18 protein-coding genes and 2 pseudogenes are annotated in these 23,607 nt (G+C 74.9%); 10 read left to right on the top strand and 10 right to left on the bottom strand.

Going from position 1 to position 23,607, the window contains the following annotated elements:
* The first annotated feature begins 8 nt into the window (after positions 1 to 8).
* From QMQ26_RS36450 to QMQ26_RS36425, 6 genes and pseudogenes are all read left to right on the top strand, one after another.
* Positions 9 to 670, top strand: a pseudogene (locus QMQ26_RS36450) (TetR family transcriptional regulator).
* A 57-nt stretch (positions 671 to 727) separates the two neighbouring features.
* On the top strand, positions 728 to 1,828 hold the full coding sequence (locus tag QMQ26_RS36445) for a cation diffusion facilitator family transporter (protein ID WP_404814260.1): 1,101 nt from the start codon (positions 728 to 730) through the stop codon (positions 1,826 to 1,828).
* Between the two features lie 158 nt (positions 1,829 to 1,986).
* Positions 1,987 to 4,719 carry an ATP-binding protein gene (locus tag QMQ26_RS36440; protein WP_282206797.1) on the top strand — a complete coding sequence of 911 codons (2,733 nt, stop codon included), beginning with the start codon at positions 1,987 to 1,989 and terminating at the stop codon, positions 4,717 to 4,719.
* 360 nt (positions 4,720 to 5,079) lie between these two features.
* A complete protein-coding gene (locus QMQ26_RS36435; protein ID WP_282206796.1) occupies positions 5,080 to 6,711 on the top strand; it encodes a tannase/feruloyl esterase family alpha/beta hydrolase in 1,632 nt (543 codons plus the stop codon).
* 106 nt (positions 6,712 to 6,817) lie between these two features.
* The gene (locus QMQ26_RS36430; RefSeq protein WP_282206795.1) at positions 6,818 to 8,047 is read left to right on the top strand and encodes a hypothetical protein; all 1,230 of its coding nucleotides are present in this window, start codon (positions 6,818 to 6,820) and stop codon (positions 8,045 to 8,047) included.
* 9 nt (positions 8,048 to 8,056) lie between these two features.
* Positions 8,057 to 9,292 carry a biotin carboxylase gene (locus QMQ26_RS36425; RefSeq protein WP_100834381.1) on the top strand — a complete coding sequence of 412 codons (1,236 nt, stop codon included), beginning with the start codon at positions 8,057 to 8,059 and terminating at the stop codon, positions 9,290 to 9,292.
* Positions 9,293 to 9,333: 41 nt separating this feature from the next.
* On the opposite strand, the gene QMQ26_RS36420 is transcribed toward QMQ26_RS36425, so the two are convergent.
* The 5 genes and pseudogenes from QMQ26_RS36420 to QMQ26_RS36400 all read right to left on the bottom strand — a co-directional run bounded on the left by QMQ26_RS36420 (position 9,334) and on the right by QMQ26_RS36400 (position 12,293).
* Positions 9,334 to 9,582, bottom strand: coding sequence for a hypothetical protein (locus tag QMQ26_RS36420; protein ID WP_282206794.1), 249 nt, complete (start codon positions 9,580 to 9,582; stop codon positions 9,334 to 9,336).
* Positions 9,579 to 10,664 carry an alpha/beta fold hydrolase gene (locus QMQ26_RS36415; RefSeq protein ID WP_282206793.1) on the bottom strand — a complete coding sequence of 362 codons (1,086 nt, stop codon included), beginning with the start codon at positions 10,662 to 10,664 and terminating at the stop codon, positions 9,579 to 9,581. Before QMQ26_RS36415 ends, QMQ26_RS36420 begins: the two co-directional genes overlap by 4 nt.
* A gap of 70 nt (positions 10,665 to 10,734) precedes the next feature.
* Positions 10,735 to 10,920: pseudogene (locus QMQ26_RS36410) on the bottom strand (response regulator transcription factor); the annotation flags it as partial.
* On the bottom strand, positions 10,914 to 11,408 hold the full coding sequence (locus QMQ26_RS36405; protein WP_404814262.1) for an AAA family ATPase: 495 nt from the start codon (positions 11,406 to 11,408) through the stop codon (positions 10,914 to 10,916). The pseudogene QMQ26_RS36410 and the gene QMQ26_RS36405, both read right to left, overlap by 7 nt.
* A 279-nt stretch (positions 11,409 to 11,687) precedes the next feature.
* The gene (locus QMQ26_RS36400) at positions 11,688 to 12,293 is read right to left on the bottom strand and encodes a VOC family protein (protein WP_282206791.1); all 606 of its coding nucleotides are present in this window, start codon (positions 12,291 to 12,293) and stop codon (positions 11,688 to 11,690) included.
* Between the two features lie 226 nt (positions 12,294 to 12,519).
* Here QMQ26_RS36400 and QMQ26_RS36395 point away from each other — a divergent pair, with 226 nt between their 5' ends.
* Positions 12,520 to 12,975, top strand: a complete 456-nt coding sequence (locus tag QMQ26_RS36395; protein WP_100834385.1) for an SRPBCC family protein — start codon at positions 12,520 to 12,522, stop codon at positions 12,973 to 12,975.
* Positions 12,976 to 13,082: 107 nt separating this feature from the next.
* On the opposite strand, the gene QMQ26_RS36390 is transcribed toward QMQ26_RS36395, so the two are convergent.
* Positions 13,083 to 13,445, bottom strand: coding sequence for a serine/threonine protein kinase (locus tag QMQ26_RS36390; RefSeq protein ID WP_100834386.1), 363 nt, complete (start codon positions 13,443 to 13,445; stop codon positions 13,083 to 13,085).
* 369 nt (positions 13,446 to 13,814) lie between these two features.
* On the bottom strand, positions 13,815 to 14,627 hold the full coding sequence (locus tag QMQ26_RS36385; protein WP_282206790.1) for a metallophosphoesterase: 813 nt from the start codon (positions 14,625 to 14,627) through the stop codon (positions 13,815 to 13,817).
* Positions 14,628 to 14,850: 223 nt separating this feature from the next.
* On the opposite strand from QMQ26_RS36385, the gene QMQ26_RS36380 reads away from it, so the two are divergent.
* The gene (locus QMQ26_RS36380; protein ID WP_282206789.1) at positions 14,851 to 15,372 is read left to right on the top strand and encodes a hypothetical protein; all 522 of its coding nucleotides are present in this window, start codon (positions 14,851 to 14,853) and stop codon (positions 15,370 to 15,372) included.
* Positions 15,373 to 15,585: 213 nt separating this feature from the next.
* Positions 15,586 to 16,410, top strand: coding sequence for a hypothetical protein (locus tag QMQ26_RS36375; RefSeq protein WP_282206788.1), 825 nt, complete (start codon positions 15,586 to 15,588; stop codon positions 16,408 to 16,410).
* A 108-nt stretch (positions 16,411 to 16,518) separates the two neighbouring features.
* Here QMQ26_RS36375 and QMQ26_RS36370 read toward each other — a convergent pair whose 3' ends face one another.
* Entirely contained in the window at positions 16,519 to 20,808 is a 4,290-nt protein-coding gene (locus QMQ26_RS36370) for a discoidin domain-containing protein (protein WP_282206800.1), read from the bottom strand.
* A 620-nt stretch (positions 20,809 to 21,428) separates the two neighbouring features.
* Here QMQ26_RS36370 and QMQ26_RS36365 point away from each other — a divergent pair.
* Positions 21,429 to 22,412 carry a serine hydrolase gene (locus QMQ26_RS36365; protein WP_282206787.1) on the top strand — a complete coding sequence of 328 codons (984 nt, stop codon included), beginning with the start codon at positions 21,429 to 21,431 and terminating at the stop codon, positions 22,410 to 22,412.
* Positions 22,413 to 22,500: 88 nt separating this feature from the next.
* On the opposite strand, the gene QMQ26_RS36360 is transcribed toward QMQ26_RS36365, so the two are convergent.
* Both QMQ26_RS36360 and QMQ26_RS36355 read right to left on the bottom strand, forming a co-directional pair.
* A complete protein-coding gene (locus QMQ26_RS36360) occupies positions 22,501 to 23,040 on the bottom strand; it encodes a DUF1990 family protein (protein ID WP_404814261.1) in 540 nt (179 codons plus the stop codon).
* Positions 23,041 to 23,256: 216 nt separating this feature from the next.
* Positions 23,257 to 23,469: an EF-hand domain-containing protein gene (locus QMQ26_RS36355; protein WP_100834392.1), complete on the bottom strand. Its 213-nt coding sequence runs from the start codon at positions 23,467 to 23,469 to the stop codon at positions 23,257 to 23,259.
* Positions 23,470 to 23,607 lie beyond the last annotated feature (138 nt).

The following is a 23,607-nucleotide window of genomic DNA, read 5'->3' as shown; positions in this document are numbered from 1 at the left end:
ATGGGGCCATGAGTCAGCCAGCCTTCCGACGGGCCCGCAGCGCCGAGGCCAAGCAGGTGCGCGAGACGGCGATCCTGGACGCGGCCCGGACGCTCGGCCGGGAACGCGGCATCCGGGACGTCAGCCTCACCGACATCGCCGCCGAGGTCGGCATGCACAAGTCGGCGCTGCTGCGCTACTTCGAGACGAGGGAGCAGATCTTCCTCGAACTCACCGCCGAGGGCTGGCGGGAGTGGTCCGCGACGCTCCGCGCCGAGCTGGCGGCGCGGACGGCCGCCTCCCCGCGGACGTCGGCGCGCTCCTCGCCTCGACGCTGGCGGACCGCCCGGTGTTCTGCGACCTGCTCGCGCAGGCGCCGCTCAACCTGGAGCGCAACGTGTCGCTGGAGGCGGTGCGCGCGTTCAAGCTCCTCACCCTGCAGGAAGTCGCCCTGATCGGCGAGGAGTTGGCGCGCCTGCTGGGCCTGTCCGAGCAGCAGGTGCTCGACCTGGTCGCCACCGCCACCGGGATGGCCGGCGCCCTGTGGCAGATCGCCAGCCCCGGTCCGCTCCTGCGCGAGCTCTACACCTCCGACCCCCGCCTCGCCCACGCGGTCGTCGAGGTCGAGCCCCGCCTGCGCCGCGTCCTCACCGCCTTCCTGATCGGGACCGGGACGGCCGTCGCCGACTGAGCCGGCCGGGCGCCCGGTCCGGCGCTTGTGCGCGGGGAACCGGGGCAGACGGCGGGCGTGACGAGGGGCGACGAACACGACGACGGGCGCGGCACGGCCGCGGACACGGACCCGGGTGCCGAGGGCAACAAGGGCAACAAGGGCAACGAGCGCGGCGGGCAGGGGGACGGCGAGACCAGGGGCACGGTGCTGATCGCGCTGGTGGCCAACCTGGTGATCGCGCTGGCCAAGGTGGCCGGCGGGCTGATCGCGAGTTCGCCCGCGCTGCTGTCGGAGGCCGCGCACTCGGTGGCGGACAGCCTCAACGAGGTGTTCCTGCTGGCCTCGCTGAGCCGCAGCCGCCGGCGTGCGGACGCGCGGCACCCGTTCGGGTACGGCAAGGAGCGCTTCTTCTGGTCGATGCTGGCGGCCGTCGGGATCTTCGTCACCGGCGGCTGCTTCTCCTTCTACCAGGGCCTGCACACCCTGCTGAACCCGGAGGCCGAGGAGACCGGCGGCTACCTGATCGTCTACGTGGTGCTGGCGGTGTCGCTGCTCGCGGAGGGCGCCTCGCTGGTCAGGGCGACGGTGCAGGTCCGCGGGCAGGCCAAGCAGGCCGGGCGCGGCGTGGTGGCGCAGTTGCGGCGGGGCGACGACCCGACCGTGCGGACGGTGTTCGCGGAGGACGCGGCGGCGGTGCTCGGCGTGCTGCTGGCCCTGGCGGGCGCGGGGCTGCACCAGTGGACCGGGCAGCCGGCGTGGGAGGCAGGCGCGGCGCTGTCCATCGCGGTGCTGCTGATGTACGTCGCCTACCGGCTCGGACGCGACGCCAAGGACCGGCTGGTCGGGCAGGCCGTCGACCCGGTCCTCCAGCAGCGGGCGCTGGAGGTGCTGACCGAGCGGCCCGAGATCGACACCGTGACCCGGCTGCTGACGATGCAGCTCGGCCCGGACTCCGCCCTGCTCGCGGCCCGGATGGACCTGGTGGACGGGCTGGACAGCTCCGGGGTCGAGCGGCTGTGCGTGGAGCTGAGGCAGCGGATCAGGTCGGTGTGCCCGGACTTCGACCAGGTCTTCCTGGACATCACCGCCGCCGACGAGGACGAGCGGCGCCGGGCGACGGAGCGTCGGCGGCGGTTGCGCGAGACGGTGGAGCGTCAGACGGCCGACGGGGGCTGACCGTTCGCGCCGCCGGGCGGCGTTCCGGCGGCGCGGACTCCGGTGCCCCCGGCGATACCGCGCGGACGCCCACGAACTGACGCCGCGACGGGCGCGGGCGGGGCGGTTCGTAGGATGGGGTCGGTCCCTCCGGGGAGGGGGGACCGGGCGGAGGTGTGATGTCGGATCACGCGGTGCAGCGGCTGCTCGGCCGGGAGCGGGAGTCGGGGGCGCTGGAGGAGCTGCTGCGGGAGGTGCGGGAGGGCCGTAGCCGGGTGCTGGTGCTGCGGGGGGAGGCCGGGGTCGGCAAGTCGGCACTGCTGGACCTGGTGGCCGAACGGGCCGAGCGGGCGGGGCGGTTGCGGGTCGTCCGGGCGGCCGGGGTGGAGGCGGAGGCGGAGTTCGCCTACGCGGCGTTGCAGCGGTTGTGCGCTCCGCTGCTGGACGGGCTGGACGGGCTGCCGCCGGTGCAGCGGGAGGCGCTGCGGGTGGCGTTCGGGCTGAGCGCGGGGGCGGCGCCCGAGATGCTGCTGGTCGGGATGGCGGTGCTCGGGCTGTTCGCGGAGGCCGCCGCCGGTGGTCCGCTGGTGTGCCTGGTGGACGACGCCCAGTGGCTGGACCTGATGTCGCAGCGGATTCTGGCGTTCGTCGGCCGACGGCTGGACGCCGAGTCGGTGGCGCTGGTGTTCGCCGAGCGGACCGTCGACGGGGTGGGTGACGCGGGCTTCGCCGGGCTGCCGGACCTCCCGCTGCGCGGGCTGGGCGACGCCGAGGCCAGGGCGCTGCTGGACCGGGTGCTGCCGGGGCCGGTGGACGCCCGGGTGCGGGACCGGGTGGTCGGTGAGACCGGCGGGAATCCGCTCGCGCTGCTGGAGTTGCCGCGCGGCCTGTCGCCCGCGGAGTTGGCGTTCGGGTTCGGCGGGCCGGGGGCCGGTCCGCTGGCGTCCCGGGTGGAGGAGGGGTTCCGGCGGCGGGTGGCGGCGCTGCCGGCCGACACCCGGGCGCTGCTGCTGGTCGCGGCGGTCGAACCGGTCGGCGACGGGCCGCTGCTGTGGCACGCGCTGCGGCTGCTGGGCATCGGGCCGGAGGCGGCGGCCCCGGCCGAGGCGGCCGGGCTGGTCACCCTGGGCGCCCCGGTGCGGTTCCGGCACCCGCTGGTGCGGTCCGCCGTGTGGCGGGGCGCGGACGCCGCCGCCCTGCGGTCCGCCCACCGGGCGCTGGCCGAGGCCACCGACGGCGGGCGCGACCCCGACCGGCGGGCCTGGCACCTGGCGCACGCCGCGGCCGGGCCGGACGAGCAGGTCGCCGCCGCGCTGGAGGACTCCGCCGACCGGGCCCTGGCCCGGGGCGGCCGGGCCGCCGCGGCCGGTTTCCTGGAGCGGGCCGCCGCGCTCTCCCCCGAGCCGAAGGGGCAGGCGCGGCGGGCGCTGGCGGCTGCGGCGGCCTCCCTCGCGGCCGGGTTGACGGCCCGGGTGCCGGACCTGCTGGCCGCCGCCGAGCTGGGGCCGCTGAACCTGGTGCAGCAGGCCGACGTGCACCGGCTGCGGGCCCGGGCGTCCGCCCTGCGGGACCGGGGGGCCGGGGCGGTGGGGCCGCTGCTCGACGCGGCGGAGCGGCTCGGCGGGCTCGATCCGGCCGCCGCGCGGGAGACCTGCCTGACCGCGTTCGGCGCGGCGGTCCGGGCCGGCCGCCACGACCGGGAGGCGCTCCGGCGGGTCGCGGCGGCCGCCCGCGCGCTGCCGCCCGGGGACGAGCAGGCCGCCGTCCTGCTGCGGGCGCTGGCCGCGTGGAGCGCGGACGGGCCGGTCGCCGCCCAGCCGCTGCTGGCGCGGGCGCTGCGGTCGCGGACCGAGGTCGAGGACCCGGCCCTGCTGTGGGCGGTCGTGAACGCCGCCGCCGAGCTGGGCGACCTCGGGGCCTGGCTGGACGTCACCGACCGGGCGGTGCGCTCCGCCCGGGCGACCGGGGCTCTGTCGACCCTCGCGGCGGCGCTGCCGTACCGGGCGGCCTCGCTGGGCTTCGCGGGGCGGTTCGCCGAGGCCGGGGCGCTGCTGGCCGGGGCGGCGGCCGTCGAGGAGACCGCGGGCGCGGCGACCCGGGCGGTCACGGCCGCGCTGATCGGCGCGTACCGGGGGCGGGACGGGTCGGCCCTGGCGGAGATCGAAGGGGCGGAGCGGGAGTGTGAGCAGCGCGGTCTGGGCCGGCTGGCGGCCACCGCGGCGTTGGCGCGGGCGGTGCTGCACAACGGCCTGGGCGCCTACCCGCTCGCGCTGGAGGCCGCGCTGCGGGGCACCGAGCACCGGGATCTCGCCGTGCACCACTGGACGTGCGGGGAGCTGGTCGAGGCGGCGGTCCGGGCCGGGCGGCCGGACGCGGCGGCCGGGGCGCGCGAGCAGCTGGCCGACTGGGCCCGGGCCGGGACGCCCTGGGCGCTGGGGGCCGGGGCGCTGGCGGAGGCCCTGGCCGGGGCGCCGGAGCAGGCCGAGGAGCGCTACCGCGAGGCGGTCGACCACTTCGCCCTGGGTGGGCTGGGCGGGCTGGAGGCCCGGGCCCGGCTGCTGTTCGGCGAGTGGCTGCGCCGCCGGAACCGGCGGGCGCAGGCCCGCGACGAACTGCGCGCCGCGCACGGGGCGGCCGCGGCGATGGGCATGGAGGCGTTCGCGGAGCGGGCTCGGCGGGAGCTGCTGGCCACCGGCGAGACGGTGCGCCGACGCGACACCGGCGGCGAGCCCGTCCTCACCCCGCAGGAGGCCCGGATCGCCCGGCTGGCGGCCACCGGGCACCCGAACGCGGAGATCGGCGCCCAGCTGTTCCTCAGCCCGCGCACCGTCGAGTGGCACCTGCGCAAGGTGTTCACCAAGTTGGGGGTCTCCTCCCGCCGCGAGCTCGACGACGCCCTCGCCGGAGGGTGACGGCGGGCGCGGCGGTGGCGGACGCGGAGACGACGGGCGCGGCGGCGCGATGGCGGATGCTGCCTGCCGACCGGTGACGGCGGGCTCGGTGGCGACGGGCCCGGCGGCGGGCCCGGCGACGGCAACTGCCCCGCCGGTGACGGCGGGCCGTGCCGGGCCCCGGCGTCGTCCGGGGCGCTGCCCGGCCGGTCGAGCGGTCAGTCAGCCGGTCGGCCGTCCGGTCGGCCGTCCGGTCGGCCGCATCCGTCATCTGACTGCACGTCGACTGCTCCCCCGGCGGGGCGTCAGTTGACCGATGTGCCCGGGTCGGTGGGTCGGCGACAGTGGGGTCGCGATTGCCGAATCCGAGGAGAGACACACATGAACCGACGGCTTCCGAGGCTCGCGGCGGCGGGGTTCTCGCTGGCGGCGGCCGTGGCCCTGTGCGCGCCGGCGAGCGCGTCGACCGGTCCGGCGGGTGGTGCGGACCGGGCCGGTCGCGGGTCCGCCGTGGCGGCCTGTGCCGCGTTCCGGCCGGCGGCGCCGGAGGGCGCCGTGGTGGAGTCGGTGGCCGCGGCGGCGGTGCCGGCGGGGACGTTCGAGGTGCCCGGGGTGCTGCCCTTGGGCGGCTACTCGGTGACCGACGTCCCGGCGCACTGCGAGGTGACGGTCACGCTGACCCATCCGGGCGCGGACGACCGGGCGAGGGTGCAGGTCTGGCTGCCGCTGGCGGGGTGGAACGGGCGGTTCCAGGCGGTCGGCGGTACCGGCTACGCCGCCGGTGACATCGGCGCGGTGGCCGTCGCGGTCAAGCAGGGCTACGCGGCGGCCACCACCGACGCGGGCGTGTACACCACCGGCTGGGACGGCAGTTGGGGGCTGGACCCGCAGGGCCGGGTCGACGCCGCGCTGCTGGAGAACTTCGCCTCGCGCTCGGTGCACGAGTTGGCGCTGGTCGCCAAGCAGGTCGTCGGCGACGGGTACGGCGGCAGCGCGTTCCACTCGTACTTCAACGGCTGCTCCACCGGTGGCCGCCAGGGCTACGTGGAGGCGCAGCGGTACCCGACCGACTTCGACGGCATCAACGCCGCCGCCCCGGGCATCAACTGGAACCAGTTCGAAGTGGCCACGCTGTGGCCGCAGGTGGTGATGAAGCAGGAGCACACCTATCCGACCACCTGCGAGTTCGACGCCTTCAACCGGGCCGCGCTGCGGGCCTGCGACCGGCTGGACGGCGTGGCCGACGGGCTGATCGGCGACCCGGACCGCTGCGACTTCGACCCGCGCCGGCTGATCGGCAGCAAGGTGCTGTGCGAGGGCGAGGAGTACACCATCGACGCGGCCGACGCCGAGGTGGTCCGCCGGATCTGGGACGGCCCGCGGGACGGCGGCGGCCGGCGGCTCTGGTACGGGCTGCCGGTCGGCGCCGACTTCTCCGCGCTGGCCGCCAGCGCCCCCGTGGACGGCGTGCCCACCGGCCGACCGTTCACCGTCCCCGCCCAGTGGGTGGCCGACTTCGTGCTGAAGCAGCCCGGGTTCGACTCGGCGGACCTGACGTACCAGCAGTTCGAGCGGATCTTCCGCGCGGCCCGCGCCGAGTACGACACCGTGATCGGCTCCCGGGACGCGGACCTGTCGGCGTTCCGCGACGCCGGCGGCAAGCTGCTCACCTGGCACGGCAGCGCCGACCAGCTGATCCCCACCCGGGGGACGGTGGACTACCGCGAGCGCGTCGAGGCCCGGATGGGCGGCGCGGCCCGGGTCGACGGCTTCTACCGGGTCTTCCTGGCCCCGGGCGTCGCGCACTGCGGCCTGAAGGACGGCGGCGTGGACGACCTGGCGGCGCTGACGGCCTGGGTCGAGCGCGGCCAGGCCCCGGACGTCCTGCACGCCACCCTGACCACCGCGGACGGCCGGAGCGTCGCCCGCGACCTGTGCCGCTACCCGATGGTCTCCCGCTACACCCACGGCGACCCGGCCGCGGCGGACAGCTTCCGCTGCGTCCGGCCCTGACACGCCCTCAAGCGCCCACGAGCACCTTCAAGCGCCCGGGCGGGCCGGCGGCGACGGCACCGGCCCGCCCACCCTCACTGCCCCCTACTGCGGACAAGGAGCGGACATGGACAGCAGTGATCTCTTCAACGGTTCCGCGGACCCCCACCGGAACCTCCCGCCGAACGGACCGAGCGGGCCGAACGGGCCGCGCGCGCTCCTGCGGTCCTCCTCGCCGTTCCGCGACTACGTCCTGCGCGAACTTCCGCAGGACCTGTCCGAGGTCGGCGGCGACGGCCTGACGTACCGCCAACTGGCGGACAAACAGCGCGAGTTGCTGGTCGAGTACGGTCGGCGCTGCCTCGCCGACGACGACCCGCGCGCGGCCCGGGTCACCCAGCTCGACCTGCTCTTCATGCTCAACGGGTTCGCTCCGGCCGGGCCGCACGCCGCTCCGCGCGAGCTGGTGGAGCTGGTCTCCGCGCAGTGCGCGCGCTTCCCCGGTCTGGACCCGCACCTGAGCTACGAGCTGCTGATCGACGTGAACAGCGAGGAGTACGCGCGCTGCGGTGACATCAGGGTGTTCTCGCCCGGGCGGCTGGGCACCCTCGAACGGGACTTCTACCTCGGGCACCACCTCTCCGAGCCGTGGATCAGGTCGGCCGCCTACGGTCTGCGCGCGCTGGTGGCGGCGCCGGACGCCGTGAAGCCGGCCGCGGTGCTGGAGGACGCCGCGCGCTGCGTCGCGGAGTTCACCTCGGACATGGCGGGCTACCGCAGGCTGACCGGGGAGGCGTTCGGCCGCTTCCGGCCGTACCACCTGGGCCACCCCGGCGGTCCGCGCGGGGCGAGCGGGGCCTTCATGCCCAGCGTCCAGCTCCTCGAACTGGTGCTGCTGCCGCCGACCGGGGAGTACGGCGTCTACCTGGACCAGGCGATGTCCTACTTCCCGTCCTGGGCCCGGCCGGTGGTCGCCCGCTGGCGGAGCGCCTCCGGCCTGGGCGCGAACGTGTGGCAGTCGGTGCGGGACGGCCGGCTGGTGCTCGACGACGCCGGGACGGAGCAGCTGGTCCGGCTGATCGACGGGTTCGTCGACTTCCGGATGGTGCACCTGGGGATCACCCGGCGCCTGCTGCCGGAGGCGTTCCCGGACCGGTCGGGGCTGACCCGGCGGGAGATCGGCGCGCAGGACGGCGAGCGGAGCGTCCTGGCCGCCGGGGACGCCCGGCACCCCGGGGACACCGGCACCTCGGGCTTCAGCGTGCGCCACGTGCTGACGAACGCGGTGCACCGGCTGCTCGAACTCCGCCGCGAGGTGCTCGACCTCGCCGCGGCCCCGACCCACACCCGTCCGTAGGAGGCAGACATGGCAGCGTTCCGCGTGGCGGTCGTCGATGCGTTCGGGGCGGCCTTCGGCCACGTCGACGCGTTCGGCGCGGTGGGCGGCGAGGTCGTCCAGGTGCAGAGCACGCCCGAACTCCCGTTCGGCGTGGACCCGGTGGACCCGGGACGGTTCGGCAGCGTGCTGGTCCACGACGGCGGGGTGGACGCCCTGGCCGAGCGGCTGGCGGCGCTGCGGCCGGTCGCGGTGCTGGCGGGCCGCGAAACCGGGGTGGAGCTGGCCGACGCGCTCTCCGAGCGGCTCGGGCTGCCCTCCAACGGCACCGCGGCCAGCGCGGCGCGCCGCGACAAGTACGTGCAGATCGAGACGCTCAAGGCCCGGGGCGTGCCCGGCATGCGCCAGCTGCGCACCGGCGACCCGGACGTGCTGCGCGCCTGGCACCGGCGGCTGGGCGGGGTGGCGGTGGTCAAGCCGCTGCGCAGCTACTGGGGCGACGGCGTGTCGTTCTGCGACGCGCCCGGGGACTCGGTCGCGGCGCTGCGCCGGCTGCGCGCCCGGGGGACGGTCCAGGGCGAGCCGGTCGAGGAGGTGGTGGCCCAGGAGTACCTGGTCGGCACCGAGTACGTCCTCAACACGGTCAGCAGCGGCGGGACGCACCAGCTGACCGACGCCTGGCGCACCGAGCGGATCACCGCCAACGGGGTGCGGGACCTGGTGGTGGCCCAGGTGCTGCTGCGCTGCGACGAGCCGCCGGTGCCCGAACTCGCCGCGTACGGCCGCCGGGTGCTGGACGCGCTGGACATCCGGTACGGCGCCGCCCACCTGGAGGTCAAGCTGACGCCGGACGGCCCGCGGCTGGTCGAGGCGGGCGCCCGGATGTCGGGGCTGCCCTACTACACCGCCCACCTGCTGGGCGAGGGCCAGTTGGAGTGGGTGGTGGACGCCTACGTCCGCCCGGAGCGCTTCCGGGCCCGGGCCGGCCGGGGGTACCGGCGGCGGCACGCGTTCGCCTGGGCCGCGCTGGTCGCCCCGGCGGCCGGGCGGCTGGTCCGCTACCGGGCGCTCGACCGGATCGCGGAGCTGGAGAGCTTCCGCGACCTCACCGTGCTGGTCCGCCCCGGCGACCCGATCAGCCCGACCACGTACGACCGGGGCTACCCGGCCACCCTCACCCTGGAGCACCCGGTGGACGCGGTGCTCCAGCGCGACCTCAACACGGTGCGCCACCTCGACGGCGACGGGATGTACGAGATCGAGTGACGGGGCGCGGGGGGCTCGGGGCGCGGGGCGGACCGACGGGTTCAGAGGCCGAGGTCGGCCGCCAGGCAGGAGAACCGCACCGCCTGGCTGTCGGGGTCGTGGGCGTCGGCCGTCCGGTGCGGCGGCGGGACCGGGCGTTCCTCGACCAGGTCGGCGAGGGCGACCCGCTCGGGGAGCGCGCCGAACCGGGCCCGGCGGACCTCGGCGGCCCGCGCGTCGGCGTCCGGCCCGCGCACGTGCGTGTCGGCGTCCGGACCGCGCACCCGCCCGTTGTCGGCCGGGCCGCTCACGGCCGCGCCGCCAGGTGGTCGGCGTCCACCACGGCCTGGGCGAACGCGGTCGGCGCCTCCTGCGGCGCGTTGTGGCCGATCCCGGCGAGCACCCGGTGCTCGTAGGCGCCGGTGAAGAACTTCCGGTAGGCCGTGCCGTCGGTGGAGGCCAGGAACGGGTCGAGGGCGGGGTCCAGGGTGATGGTCGGCACCGTGACGGGCGGCTGGGCGTCGAGCAGCCGCTCGTAGCGGTCGTAGCGGCGCTCGCCGTCGGCCAGCCCCAGCCGCCAGCGGTAGTTGTGGACCACGACGGCGGCGTAGTCGGGGTTCTCGAACGCGGCGGCGGTGCGCTCGAAGGTGGCCTCGTCGAAGTCCCAGGTCGGGGAGACCTCGTCCCACACCAACCGGCCCAGGTCGTGCCGGTTCTCCTTGGTCTCCATGGCGACCCGGCCGCGGTCGGTGGCGAAGTAGTACTGGTACCACCAGGCCCGCTCGTACTTCGGCGGCAGCGGGGTGCGCTGCGCCGGGAGGTGGGTGACGAGGTAGCCGCTCACCGACACCAGCGCCTTGACCCGCTCCGGCCACAGCGCGGCGATGATGTCGGCGGTCCGCGAGCCCCAGTCGAAGCCGGCCAGCACCGCCCGGCGGATCTTCAGGGCGTCCATCAGGGCGACGATGTCGAGCGCGATCGCGGACTGCTGCCCGTTGCGGGGCGTGGTCGGCGAGAGGAACGCGGTGGTGCCGTGGCCCCGCAGGTACGGCACGATCACCCGGTAGCCGGCGTCCGCGAGCAGCGGGGCCACGTCGACGAAGCTGTGGATGTCGTACGGCCAGCCGTGCAGGCAGATCACCGTCGGGCCGTCCTTCGGGCCGGTCTCCGCGTAGCCGATGTCCAGCACGCCGGCCTGGACCCGCCTCAGGTCGGCGAAGCCGGTGTGGGTGCCGGGGACGACGGCCGGGACGGTCGTGGCGGGGACGGTCGCGACGAGGGTGGTCGGCCGGTCGTCGGCGGTGAGCGCGCCGGCCGCCGGGGCGGTGGCCGGGAGAGCGGTGGCGCCGACGCCGAGACCGACCGCGGTGGTGAAGGTGCGCCTGCTGATCATTTCCGGTCCTTTCCGGAGGCGCGCGGCGCCCCGGGGTGAGAGGGAGGGAGGGGAGGGAGGTGACGGGAGGTCAGCCTGCGTGGCGGGTCAGCGCGTCGCGCAGGGCCGCCCGGCTGGTGACGCTCAGCTTGGGGAAGACGCGGTACAGGTGCGAGCTGACGGTGCGCGGCGACAGGTGCATCCGGGCGCCGATCTGCTTGTTCGTCAGGCCGCTGGCGGCCAGGTCGGCGATGCGGCGTTCCTGCCAGGTCAGTGCGTCCGGCGCCGGGGGCCGGGTGGGGGCGGGGTCCCGGCGAGCCGCAGGTGGCGGGCCGTGGGCTCGTCGGGGAGGGCCGCGACCGGCAGTTCGGGCAGGGCGGCGGCGTCGAACCGGGACGGCAGGCCGGGGCGGACCGCGACCAGCAGCCGCACCGGACGACCCGTCAGGCGGCGGCCGACGAAGCCGCAGACGTCGGCGCTGGCCTCGTCCAGCCACTGCCCGTCGTCGAGGACCAGCAGCAGCGGCCGCTGCTCGGTGGCGAGGGCCAGCAGGCGCAGCACCGCGATGCCGAGCGTCATGACCGAGGGCGGGCCGCAGCCCGGGGCACCGCCCGGGCCGCAGTCCGAGCCGCCGCGCGAGCTACCGCGCGGGCCGCCGAACACGGTGTCGAACGCGGCCCGGGCCGCCTCGTCCAGCCGCGCGGCGTCGGCGAGCAGCGGGTGGAGCAACTGGTGCAGCCCGGCCCAGGGCAGCGCCGACTCCACCTCGACGCCGACCGCCCGGACGACCGTGTGGCCCTCCCGCTCCGCGAGGGCGCCGGCGTGGCCCAGCAGCGCGACCCGGTCGGCGTCCGCCGCCCGCGCAGCACCAGGGCCCGGCCGGCGGCGGACGTCACGAACGCCGCCAGCTGCGCCCGTTCGGCCTCGCGGCCCGCCGCTGCCACCGTTGCCACCGCCGTCACCGGTCCCGCCGCCGTCGCGGTACCGGCGCACCGCCCGCAGCCGCCCGCTCCCGCCCCGCTCATGCCGCTCACGCCGGCCCACTCAGCGGCCGAGCCCGGCCGCGCGCGCCATGTGGGCGGCGTACCAGGCGGGCCAGTCCGGGTCGGCGTGGCCGAGTTCGGCCTCGTGCGCGCCGTGGGCGGTCGCGGCGTCGCGGAGCGCCGATTCGAGTGCGTCGGCGGAGCGGTACACCACGTGGTCGATCCGCCCGGGGCGCCGCTCGGTGACCTCCTGGAGGACGAAGGTGTTGCCGTCCGGGTCGGCGAACGAGGCGAACGAGCCGTACGACTGCCGCTTCGGGTGCGGGCCGGCGACCCGCCCGGCGGTGCCGGCGTGGTGGAAGACCCCGCCCGCGTCGTGGAACACCTCGCTGACCTCGACCCCGGCCGCCGCCAGCTCGGCGCGGGCCGCGACGACGTCGTCCACCACCAGGTGCACGCCGTGCTCGGAGCCCGGTGCCGCGGCGGTCACCCCGCTGCCGACGATCAGCGACGCGGCCGAGCCGGGCGGGGTCAGGTGCACCACCCGGAATCCGCCGGGGCCGGTGTGGTCGACGTCCTCGCGGAACCCGATCCGGGTCCAGAACTCCTTGGCCCGGTCCACGTCCGAAACCGGGACGACCACGACCTCGATCTTGAATTCCACCATCGTCGGCTCCTCTGCGGCCCGGGACGCCGGTCGGCGTCCCACCGACCACGATCCCCGGACCGCGGGCCCGTCGAGCCGGTGCCGGACCCTGGTCCCCGGGTCCCGTACCCGGGCCGGGCACGGGTCGGCCCGGGCCAGGGTCCGGCACCGGCTCGACGGGGTGCGGGCACCGGGCAGTCTGGGGGCCGTCCGGCAGACCGACGCGAGGAGCGCAGGGAGAAACCCCATGGCAACCATCCACTTCACCGAGCGGACCCTGGCCACCCCGGAGCAGTTCGTGGCGTGCCTCACCGACTTCACCCCGGGCCGCCGGGAGCTGTTCCCCAACAGCGCCGACGAGTTCCTCCGGGTCCACACGGAGGGCCCCGACCACGCCGAGGTCACCGAGGGCTCCGGCGGCGTCTGGGAACGGCTGCGCTACGACTGGTCCGACCCGCACCGCGTGGTGATGACCACGGTCGACTCCAACCTCTGGGGCGGCGCCTCGGGCCACACCTACACCTTCACCCCGCTGCCCGACGGCACGACCCGGCTGGACGCGGTGGTGGTCCGCGAGGGCAAGAACCTCAGGGGCCGGATCACCGGCCTGCTGCTGGGCAGCGTCGGCAGGGGCGTCCTGGGCAACGCGCTGAAGAAGACCGTCGCGGCGGTGGAGTCCCGCCACCGGCTGACCCGCACCTGACCCTCACCTGGCCCTCACCTGGCCCGAAGGCCCCGCCGGGCCGGACCGGACGCGCGCGGGTGGTTGCCGCGCCGCGAACCGGCCGGGCGGGTTGCGGCGGAGGTCGGTCAGCCGCAGTGCTCCCAGTCGGAGCCCCAGTTGATGCCCTCCGCGTAGCCGCCCCACGAGATGCAGGTGCCCTTGGCGCTGAGCTTGACCGGGCCGGCGTAGTACTTGTAGTAGCCCCCGTCGGCGGAGCCCACCAGGTCGCTCTCCCGGTCTATGTGTACCCGCAGGTCGTACGTCCTGGTCCCGGTCGGGCTGCGCACCCAGGTGACGGCGCAGTTGCTCGACCCGTTGTAGAACAGGTAGATGTCGGCCACCGAGCCGAGGGCGTGGTGGTCGATCTGGTAGTAGCCGCTGCCGCAGGCCCCGCTCGGGGTGCTGGCGGCCTCGGCCGGAGCGGAGACGGACACCATCCCCGCGGTCATGGCCAGAACGCTGAGCGCGAGGGCGGCCCTCCGCTGTGACGTGCGCATGAATCTCCCCTTGTCTCCGTACTCGCATCGGAACTTCCGCAGGCACGATAGCAGCGACCAAGATCAATTGACTACCGGTCAGTAAGCCGCCAACCGGCCTGTTCCGCAAGGGAACTGACGGTGTCCACCAGCCACGGACGCGGCCGCACCCCGGTCGGCCGACGGCCCGCCGACGGAGCCCCGCCCGGACGGAGAACGGCAACTCGGGGTGGACCGGGCCCGCGCGGCGGAGCTGGAGCGCGAGGACGCGAGGACGCGAGGGCGCGGGGACGCGGAGCCACGGGGACGCGGGGGCGACCGGGGCGGCTCAGACCAGCGGGCTCAGACCAGGCGGGTGAGCAGGATGCGACCGCCCTCGTACACGCCGCCGTCGATGGCGACGACCCGGTCCTCGGCGTAGCGCAGCGCCTCCCGGACGTGCTCCGGGGGGATGCCGAAGTGCTTGGTGAGGGTGCTGTGGCCGTGCACCAGGACGGTGCCGCCCAGGGCGTCCAGTATCCGGGCGACCGGGTCGCCGGGATCGGCGGACCGGGCGTTCCGGAAGGAGCCGCGGGAGCTCATCCGGCGGCTGAACTCCAGCCAGGCGCCGGGGCGTTCGTCGGTCAGGGCGGTGGCGGCGGCGCGGTTGACGTCGTCGATCCCGGTGCCGAGTTCGAGGTACTGGGTGGTGTCGGAGTGCACCAGCAGGTGGTCGTCGACCAGGACGGCGGCGGGGAGTGCGGCGAGCCAGTCCAGGTGGTCGGGGGTCAGTCGGCGCAGGTCGCGCTCCTGTCCGCCGAACCGGGCCCAGCCGCCGTGGAACCCGCCGGGCTGGCTCCACCCGGGTACGGGCGCGGTGCCGAAGCGGTGGGCGGCGAGCAGCTGCACCTCGTGGTTGCCCAGCAGCGCCCCTACCCGGCCGCCGGCGTCCGCGGCCTGCTCGGCGAGCCGCCGGACGTCCTCGATCACCCCGATCCCGTCCGGCCCCCGGTCGACGTAGTCCCCCAGCAGCCACAGCCGGGCCCGCCCGCCGGTCCAGCCCCCGTCCTCGCCGGTCAGCCCCGCCTCCCGCAGTGCGTCGCGGAACTCCGTGCGGTGACCGTGGATGTCGGCGGCGGCGTACAGCGGGGCGGGGGAAGCAGGGGAAGGGGACACGGCCGGGACGCTATCAGGAGGGCGGCGTCCCGGTTCGGCCGGGCCGACGGGCGGCCGCCCGTTTTGGCGCCCTTTTCGACGGTGGGTCCCGCTTTCCCCGGGAGCCTTTCTCCGGGTTCTCGAACCGGCGGGAGAACCGGGGCGACCGGAAGGGCGGGACTCCGGTACGGTACGTCAACCGATCGACTCTTTATGCACACCTTATGTCCAGTTTGGGATTTCTGTGAACATTGACTTCAGCCTCAACCCGGGCTTCTCCTGGTACGTCGTCCTGCTGATGATCAGCGGTCTGATAACGATCTGCACCGCTCTCGTCCCCGCCTCCGGCCTGAGCACCGGTCTGCGAATCTTCAGCGGCCTCGCCGGTGCCGCGTTCTTCGGCTACGGCGTCTACCTCGCTTTCTTCTTCGAGGGCAGCGAGTACCTGATCATCTTCAAGGCGTTCATCGTTCCGATCGTGCTGGTCGCCAACTTCGTCCGGTCGATGATGAACCGCGCCAAGGGCACCCCGGTCCCCCCGCAGGGCCAGGTCCCGTACCCGGGCCAGGCGCCCTTCCAGGGGCAGGCCCCGTACCCGGGCCAGGCTCCGTACCAGGGCCAGGCCCAGCCGCCGTACCCGGGCCAGATCCCGACCCAGCCGCAGGCCCCGGTGCAGCCGCAGGCCCCGCAGCAGCAGATCCCGACCCAGCCGACGGCTCCGGTCCAGCCGGCGGCCGGTGCCGTGGGCACCGACCACAGCGCCTGACGGCTCGGCCACCGCGCCACGAAGCACTGTTCACCGAAGCGCCGTCCCGCCGCCGTGCGGGGCGGCGCTCGCGGTTTCCGGCCGGGGCCGGTGCGGCGCGGGAGGGGCGGTGGCCCTTCAAGAGCCTTGCGCGGAAGGGCTGTTGACGGCCTTTACGTGTTCATGGATAGTCTCACGCGCGGGAGCGCCCCGCCGGTCGGAAGGGGGGTCGGGATGGGAGTCCACGGGGTGGTGGCGGCCGGTGCGCGGGCGGCGCGGGTCGATCCGCTGCTGGCCGACCGGGTCGTCGAAGCGCTGCTGCTCGTCGGTCTGCCCGTCGCACACGGCGGCCACGGGCCCGGCGTCCACCTGTTCGCCACCGGCGGCGCGGCCGGGGACGGGGTCGATCCGGACCGCTGGCCGCTGACGCTGCGCTGGCTCTGCTCCGCCCGGCTGGAGGACGCCGCCGCGGCGGCCGGGGCGGGCAGCCCGTGGCTCCGGACCCGGCAGGTGGTGGCGGCCAGCGTCGAGACCGCGCTCGCCGAACTGCTGCCCGCCCTCGGTCTGGCCGCCGTCCGCGAGACGCCCGACGGCCCGACCCGGGTCGGGCCGGCCGATCCCGCCGATCCCGCCGACCCCGCCCGGCAGACCGTCACCGCCGCAGCGGTCCCGGCGCCGCACCTCCCCGCCGAGACCCTGGCCGCCGTCCGCCGCAGCGCCGCGCTCGCGGGCCTCCCGCTGGCCCGGCACCCCCGCGCGGCCGGCGTCGCACTCACCACCTGCCCGCCCGCACCGGACGCACCGCTCACCACCGACGCCGTGGACGCCGTGGACGTCGTGGACGTCGTGGACGCCGTGGACGTCGCCTGGCGCCCGTCCCCGCGACTGCCCGGCGCCCCGGCGGTGTCCGCCGCCGTCCGGGAGGCCATGCACCACGCGGTCGGCTCTGCGCTCACCGCCTGCGGCCTGCGCACCTCCTGGCACCGTCCCCCGGACAGCCCCCCGCACCTGCACGCCGTCACTCCCGTCACCCCCGCCCCGGCCGCCGCTACCCGCTGAGCCGTCCGCCCCGGGACGCGGTCCGGCCCCGGCCGGGCGGAGTGGTTCCTCCGTCCGACCGGGGCCGTCGCACCGGGTTGCTAGGGGCGCGCGGGGCGCCGGGAGCGGCTACCCGTTGGTGATCGTGAAGCTGGTGCCGGGCTGGCGGACGATGTCGCCGTCCGCGGAGTTGCTGACCTGCACGTTGGTGAGGACGGCGCTGCCGCGGGCGCCGGACATCGCCAGGATGCCCGCGCCGTTGTTCGACTTGTCGATCCGCACGTTGCTGATCTTGACGTCGGGGAGGGCCCCGCCGCCGGTCTTGAACTGGATGCCGTCGTAGGTGCTGTCGTGGATCTCGGTGTCGCGGATGACGACGCCGGGGATGTCCTGGCTGGCGGCGAACAGGGTGAGCGCGCCGAACTCCTGGGCCTCGTTCCAGAACGCGCCGCCGCTGCGGTAGATCGCGTTGTTGGCGATCAGGGTCTGCCCGGAGAAGGGCAGCGGGTCGTGGTCGGTGGCGAGCATGATGCCGGGGTAGTTGGCGGTGTCGTAGACCAGGTTGTTCTCGATCCGGTTGCCGTAGCCGCCGTACACCGCGATGCCGGTGGCGCGCCACGGGAGCTGGACGGTGTTGTTGACGAAGGCGTTGTCGTGGCCGATGTCGACGGCGGTGTTCTTGACGTACTTGTTGGCCCAGACGGCCATCGAGTCGTCACCGGTGGTGCGGAAGGTGGAGTTGAACACCGAGGAGTTGCGGGTGCCGTCGGCGAAGTTGATGCCGTCGGCGTAGGTGTCGCGGATGCGCATGCCGCTGAACTGGAGGCCGTCGGCGGGGTTCCACAGGTCGGGGATGTTGTCGTAGTCGCGGCCGACCCAGACGGCGACGTTGGCGTGCTCGATCCAGACGTTCTCGATCTTGGTGTTCTTGCCGAACCGGCCGTTCAGGCCGACGCCGCCCTCGGCGCCGTCGGAGGCGCCGCGGATTCGGCCGGAGCCGAAGATCGCGATGTCGGAGATCCTGGTGTTGTCGTCGATGTCGAAGCCGAAGTTGCCCTCGTGCGGGTGGTTGATGCTGCCGGTGGCGTTCTGCGGTTCGGTGAGCGTGTAGAACTGCGAGTACCACATGCCCGCGCCGCGGATGGTGACGTCGCGGATGCCGACCTGGTTGTACATGCCCCGGTTGAGCGGGTCGTCGGTGAGGATCTTCTTCTCCTGGCGCCACTGGCCCGACGGTATCCACACGCAGGGGATGGTGCCGTTCTGGTTGGCCGTCACGGCGGCCTGGAGGGCGGCGGTGTCGTCCTGCCCGTCGTCGGGGATGGCCCCGAAGTCGGCGATCGAGGTGCACTCGGCCGGCTTGGCCTTGGGCGGGGCGACCTGCTCCAGGTCGACCAGGTCGATGGTGTAGAAGGACGCGGTGTCGCCGCTGTCGCGCTGCAGGCGCAGCTTGGTGCCGGCCGGGTAGCTCTTGGGGAGCAGCGCGTGGGTCTCGTCGAAGAGCCGGCGGGCGTCGGCCTGCGGGGTCTGGGTGAGGCCCTCGGGCTGGTCGGTGTTGCCGTACAGCCAGCTGTGCTTGGAGGAGAGGGTCAGCTTCTGCACGAACACGTTGTCGGCGTAGAGGCTGAGCGTGGCGTCGATGCCGCCGCCGCCGGGGGCGTCGGGGATCGAGTTGCGCACCACGATGGAGTTGGTCGGGACGGTGGAGGTGATCTCGACGTACTGGCCGGTGGCGGTGAGCTTCACCGACTTTCGGCCGGAGGACTCGGAGGCGTAGTTGGTGTGGCCGAAGGTGCGGGTGGCGTCGGCCTGGAGCAGTTCGCCCTGGTAGGCGCCGTCCTCGGCCTCGTAGCTGGTGAAGGGTGCGGCGGCGCCGCGGCCGACCACGATGGCCTTGCTGAAGGTGTTGTTGTTCTCGTTGGTCTCCTTGGCGGTGCCGGTGGCGTCGGCGGTGACGGTGATCGTCGCGCCGCCGGCGACGGCGGTCCAGGTGCCGGTGACCGGGAGGGTGAGGGTCTGGCCGGCGGGGATCGCCGGGGTGGTGGTGTTCAGCGTCGCGGTGCCGACGGTGAGCCGGGTGACGCCGGCGGGGGCCGGGTCGATGCCGCGGTTGTGGAGCTTGACGGTGAACGAGGTGGCCGCGCCGGCCGCGGGGCTGGCCGGATTGGGGGTGACGTCGAGGACCTCGAGGTCGGGCCCGGGCGCCTGGCGGACGGTGATCGGGCTGCTCGCGGCGAGCAGGTTGTTGTCCTCGTTGCGCTCGCGGACGGTGTTCTTGGGGTCGACCCGGGCGCTGGGCAGGTAGCTGCCCTGCGGGCGGGTGCCGATCTCCTTGCTGACGGTGGCGGAGGCACCGGCGGCCAGCGCGGGGACGGCGACGTTGTCGGCGAGCGCGCCGCCGAGCAGCAGGTCGACGCTGGTGGCGGCGGCGGGCAGGTTGCCGGTGTTCTTGACGGTGGCGCGCAGCGTGATCGCGGTGGCCTCGTCGGGGTCGGCCGGGGACCAGGACACGTCGGTGACGGTGAGGTCGGGGTTGGGCGCGGGCGTGCCGATGGCCTGGAGTTCGGCGACCTGTCCGGCGGGGGCGCCGGTGTTGGAGGTGAACTTCAGCTGGAGGTCGGCGGCCCGGCCGGTGACCGGGACGGTGACGCTGTTGCCGCCGTTCGCGGGGTCGAAGCGGTAGTCGGCGGCGGCCTTCAGGCTGGTGAAGCCGGTGGCGCCGTCGGCCCGTCCGAGCACCTGGATGTTCTGGGTGCGGGCGCCCCACGCCGGGTCGGGGTTGAGCTTGACGACGACGCTCTGCAGGTCGGCGTCGGTGCCCAGGTGGACGGTCAGGGTGTTGGGGAACGCGCCGGAGTTGCCCTCCCAGTAGGTGGACAGGCTGCCGTCGTTGGCGTTGGCCGGGGCGAAGGTCCAGGCCTGCCCGGAGGCCTCGATCGGCTTGCCCGCGGCGAGGTTGCTGCCGGGGGTGCCGGTGCCGCTGCCGGTGCGGGTGGCGGGGGCGCTGGGGTCGGACTGGTTGCCGGCCGCGTCCTTGGCCCGCACGGTGTACGTGACGGTGGCGGTGGCGGGCTGGCTGTCCGTCCAGGTGCGGACGGTGGCGGCGGTGCTGGCCTTCAACTGCCCGTCGGCGTACACGTCGTAGCCGGTGACGCCGACGTTGTCGGTGGCGGCGTCCCAGGTCAGCTTGATCTGTCCGGCGGCGGGCTCGGTGTAGGCGAGGTTGCCTGGCGCGCTGGGCTTGACGGTGTCGCCGGGGGCCTCGCCGGTGCGGGTGACGGGGGCGCTGGGGTTGGACTGGTTGCCCGCGGCGTCCTTGGCCCGCACGGTGTACGTGACCGTCTCGCTCGCCGGGCGGCTGTCCGTCCAGGTCAGCACGTCGCCGGCCACCGAGGCCGCCAACTGCCCGTTGGCGTACACGTCGTAGCCGGTCACCTTGACGTTGTCGGTGGCCGCGGCCCAGACCAGCTTGATCTTCCCGGCCTCGGGCTGGCTGTACGTCAGGCCGGTCGGCGCGGTGGGCGCCTGGGTGTCGCCGGAGGTCGGGCCGTACGCCTCGAACTCCGCCAACTGGGCGGCGGGCCAGGCCGAGTTGGCGGTGAACAGCAGCCGCAGGTAGCGGGTGGTGCTGGTGGGCAAAGAGACGGTGACCTGGTTCCCGGCCGCCGGGTCGAAGCTGTAGGCGGCGGGGGCCAGCAGGTCGGTGAAGGAGCTGCCGTCGGTGGAGCCCTGGACCTTGAAGGTCTCGCTGCGCTGCTCCCAGCCGGGCGGGAGCTTCAGCACCAGCCTGTCGACCTTGACCGCGGAGCCCAGGTCGCCCTGGAGCCACTGCGGGAAGGCGCTGTTGCTGCTCTCCCAGTAGCTGGCCTGGTTGCCGTCGGCGGCGTTGCCCGGGGTGTAGTTCTGCGAGGTGCCGCTGGCGGTGAGGGTGCGTCCGGCCAGCAGGTTGGCGGAGGCGGCGCTCGTCCCGTAGACCTCCAGTTCGGAGAACTGGGCGGCCGTCCAGGCGCTGTTCGCCGAGACCTGGACGCGCACCCAGCGGGCGCTGGCGGCGGGGAAGGTGATCCGGACGGTGTTGCCGGTCGCCGGGTCGAAGGAGTACCCGGCGGAGCCGACCAGCGGCGCGAAGGTGCTGCCGTCGGTGGAGCCGAGCACGGTCAGCGTCTCGGTGCGGGCGCCCCAGCCGGTGGGCAGCTTCAGCGCCACCTGGTCGATCGAGGAGGCGCTGCCCAGGTCGACCTGGACCCACTGCGGGAGGGCGCCGTTGCCGCTCTCCCAGTAGCTGGCCTGGTTGCCGTCGTTGACGTTCGCGGCCGTGTACTGGCCGTTGGCACTGCTCGCGGTGACGGGCTTCCCGGCGGCCAGGTTGGGGCCGCCGGCCGCGTGGGCCGGTAGCACGGGGCCGGTGAGCAGGAGCATTCCCGCCACGACCGACGTCGCCGTCAGGCGTGGCAGTAGGCGCTTGGATCTCATGACGTCCCTCTGTCTGGGGGTGGGTGGGGGGAGGGGAAAGTCGAGAAAACGACAGACATCTGTCTGTTTTTTGCGCGAGGGCACTCAAGAGTTACAGAGGGGTGATGAGAGTGTCAACGGACTCTAAAGAGGCTCCGCATACGGATCGACCGATGGGCGGCAACGGGCGATGGTGCACAGGGGGCGGGGCTGGGCAGCAGGGGCGAGGACCGGGCGCGGGGTCCGCTGCTGCGCCGTTGAACGGCCCGTTTCCCCGAGGTAAACGGGGCGGCAGCAAGAAGTGTAGAGTTCGATGCAAAATCCGAACTGGTGGGGAGTGCCCGCGCCGCCGCACCTCACCGCAGCTCAGCGGCTTTCTGGCGGGGCTCAGGCCGTCCGGGCGCGGGGCGAGAGCGGGCAGGGCGGGGCCCTGCAGCGCTTTCTCGGGTCGATTCCTTCCGCTTGTTTGCGCAAATAGCGCAAGCAGACTGTCACCTTCTTGCGCGACCACTCCCCCGCCCGGCTTCTCAGTGGCCGCTCAGGCGGGGCTCATCGCAGGTCAAGGCGGGCGGCAGAGCATCGTCCGCATGACAGCACCATCGGAACCCCGGACCTCCTCCCGCCGGCAGGAGCGCCGGGCCAGACGCGCCGGGCGGATCAGGCGGGCGGTCGCCGTGGCGGTGGTGCTCTCGTCGCTCGGGACCTGGCTGGTGCTCTCCCGCTCGACCACCGGCGCCCCGGCGAGCGCGGTGACGTCCGCCTCGGTGCCGTCGGCCGACACCGGCGACACCGCCGACGACGCGGCCCAGGACCCGACGGCCGACAGCGGCACCACACCGGACGCGGGCGCGAACACGAACGCGAACACGGACGCGGACTCCGCGCTGGCCGCCGCGCTCGGCGGCCTCGACGGGCACTTCGCCGTCACGGTGACCGACCCCGACTCCGGTGCCACCGCCGGCTGGGGCGGCGACGCGTTCGTCACCGCGTCGATCGTCAAGGTCGACATCCTGGCGGCCCTGCTGCTGGACAACGACGGCGTGCTGACCGGCGACCAGCGGGCCGCGGCGGCGCTGATGATCGAGCAGAGCGACAACGACGCGGCGACCGCCCTGTTCGACGCGGTGGGCGGCGCGCCGGGCCTGGACCGGGCGAACGCGGCCTTCGGCCTGACCGGGACGGTCGCCGGGACGGACGGCTTCTGGGGGCTGACCAGCACCACCGCGGCCGACCAGGCGCGGCTGCTGCGGGTGGTGTTCACCGCGGACTCCCCGCTGGGCTCCGCCTCCCGCGCCTACCTGGCAAAACTGATGGGCCTGGTCGCGGACGACCAGGACTGGGGCGTCTCCGCGGCGGACCAGGGCGGCGCGGTGCAGCTGAAGAACGGTTGGCTGCCCCGGGACAGCACCGGCCTGTGGGTGGTCAACAGCATCGGCCGGATCGAGTACGGCGGCCGGTCCCTGCTGGTGTCCGTGCTGAGCGACGGTTCGGCGAGCGAGGACGCGGGCATCGCGCTGGTCGAGTCCGTGGCGACGGCGGCGGTCCGGGCCTTCGCCGCCGACCCGCAGTAGCCGCGTCCCCGCCCGGCTCCCCGATCGGCGGCCCGGCCGGTGGACCTGGCCGGTGGACCTGGCCGGTGGCCCCGCCCGGTGGCCCCGTTCAGGCCGGCCGGCCGCTCCCCTCCCGGGCCGCCGTGCGGGCGACCACCCGCAGGTAGCGTTCGATCGCGAGGTGCTGGAGCAGCAGGGCAACGGGGCGGCCGAGCCGGGCGTACCAGGCCGCGAGCCGGAAGAACGCGGTGATCTCGAACCACACCTCGCCGTCCGCGTCCCGGCTCACCACGAAGGACTCCTCGCCGCGTTCGGGGTGCCCGGGGAGGGTGCCGTAGGCGAAGCCGATCCGGTCGGGTTCCTCGACCGTCCAGACCACCCGGCACGGGATGACCAGGCGGGGCAGCCGCAGTCCGGGCAGGGCGAGCCGGAGCAGGACGGTGTCGCCGGGGAGCATCCGGCCGGGCGCCGGGTGGATCGCGAAGCCAGAGCCCAACTGGACGCCCCAGCCGAGCACGTACGCCCCGCCCGTTCCAGCACGCCGGGTCCGCGGCCGAGGTGGACCCGGCGGCGCAGCCGGGCGTACCCGGCGGGCGGGGCGGCGGACCGGGTGGCGCCGACCTCGGGGTAGCTGGGCGCGGCGGCGCAGGCGGCGCGGTGGCGCGCGCGGAGGTCGTTCGACGGCACCGGTCAGTTGTACGGCGTCCGGCAGCGGTCGGGCAACCTCGCCGCCGCGGCGGCGTCAGCGATCGCACGGCCGACCGGCCGACCGGCTGACCGGCTGACCGACCGCGCCCGGTCGGCGCGCCGCGCCGCGCGTGCCGCGCCGTGCGCCGACCGGGAAGGGGCCGTCCGCCGTCGGTCGTCAGCCCTGGAGGGAGGCCCAGAACTCCTCGAAGGACAGCTTGCCGTCGCCGTTCGCGTCCTTGGCGTTGATGATCGCCTGGGCGACCGTCTCGGTGACGTGGTAGTCGCCGAGCTGGGCCATGACCGTCTTGTACTCACGCGCGGTGATCCGCCCGTCGCCGTCGACGTCCAAGCGCGCGAATGCCGCCCGTGCCGCTTCGATGTCCGCCACGAACCCACCCCTTTTCTCACTGTTCCACTGCTTACTCGACGCCGTGTTCGACGCGCGGGCCACAATAGCCGCCGTTCCCGACCGGCCGACAAGCCGGTCCCGGTCCGGCGCGTGCCGGGCTCCGCACTCCCCCGGCGC

The organism is Kitasatospora fiedleri (assembly GCF_948472415.1).
GTDB classification, from domain to species: Bacteria; Actinomycetota; Actinomycetes; order Streptomycetales; family Streptomycetaceae; genus Kitasatospora; species Kitasatospora fiedleri.
This window is presented reverse-complemented; position numbering and strand designations above follow the sequence as displayed.

Coding starts and splice junctions, on each gene's coding strand:
- QMQ26_RS36440 (WP_282206797.1), top strand. CDS start 1,987: ATGTCGGATCACGCGGTGCAGCGGCTGCTCGGCCGGGAGCGGGAGTCG.
- QMQ26_RS36435 (WP_282206796.1), top strand. CDS start 5,080: ATGAACCGACGGCTTCCGAGGCTCGCGGCGGCGGGGTTCTCGCTGGCG.
- QMQ26_RS36430 (WP_282206795.1), top strand. CDS start 6,818: ATGGACAGCAGTGATCTCTTCAACGGTTCCGCGGACCCCCACCGGAAC.
- QMQ26_RS36425 (WP_100834381.1), top strand. CDS start 8,057: ATGGCAGCGTTCCGCGTGGCGGTCGTCGATGCGTTCGGGGCGGCCTTC.
- QMQ26_RS36415 (WP_282206793.1), bottom strand. CDS start 10,664: ATGATCAGCAGGCGCACCTTCACCACCGCGGTCGGTCTCGGCGTCGGC.
- QMQ26_RS36400 (WP_282206791.1), bottom strand. CDS start 12,293: ATGGTGGAATTCAAGATCGAGGTCGTGGTCGTCCCGGTTTCGGACGTG.
- QMQ26_RS36395 (WP_100834385.1), top strand. CDS start 12,520: ATGGCAACCATCCACTTCACCGAGCGGACCCTGGCCACCCCGGAGCAG.
- QMQ26_RS36390 (WP_100834386.1), bottom strand. CDS start 13,445: ATGACCGCGGGGATGGTGTCCGTCTCCGCTCCGGCCGAGGCCGCCAGC.
- QMQ26_RS36375 (WP_282206788.1), top strand. CDS start 15,586: ATGGGAGTCCACGGGGTGGTGGCGGCCGGTGCGCGGGCGGCGCGGGTC.
- QMQ26_RS36370 (WP_282206800.1), bottom strand. CDS start 20,808: ATGCTCCTGCTCACCGGCCCCGTGCTACCGGCCCACGCGGCCGGCGGC.
- QMQ26_RS36365 (WP_282206787.1), top strand. CDS start 21,429: ATGACAGCACCATCGGAACCCCGGACCTCCTCCCGCCGGCAGGAGCGC.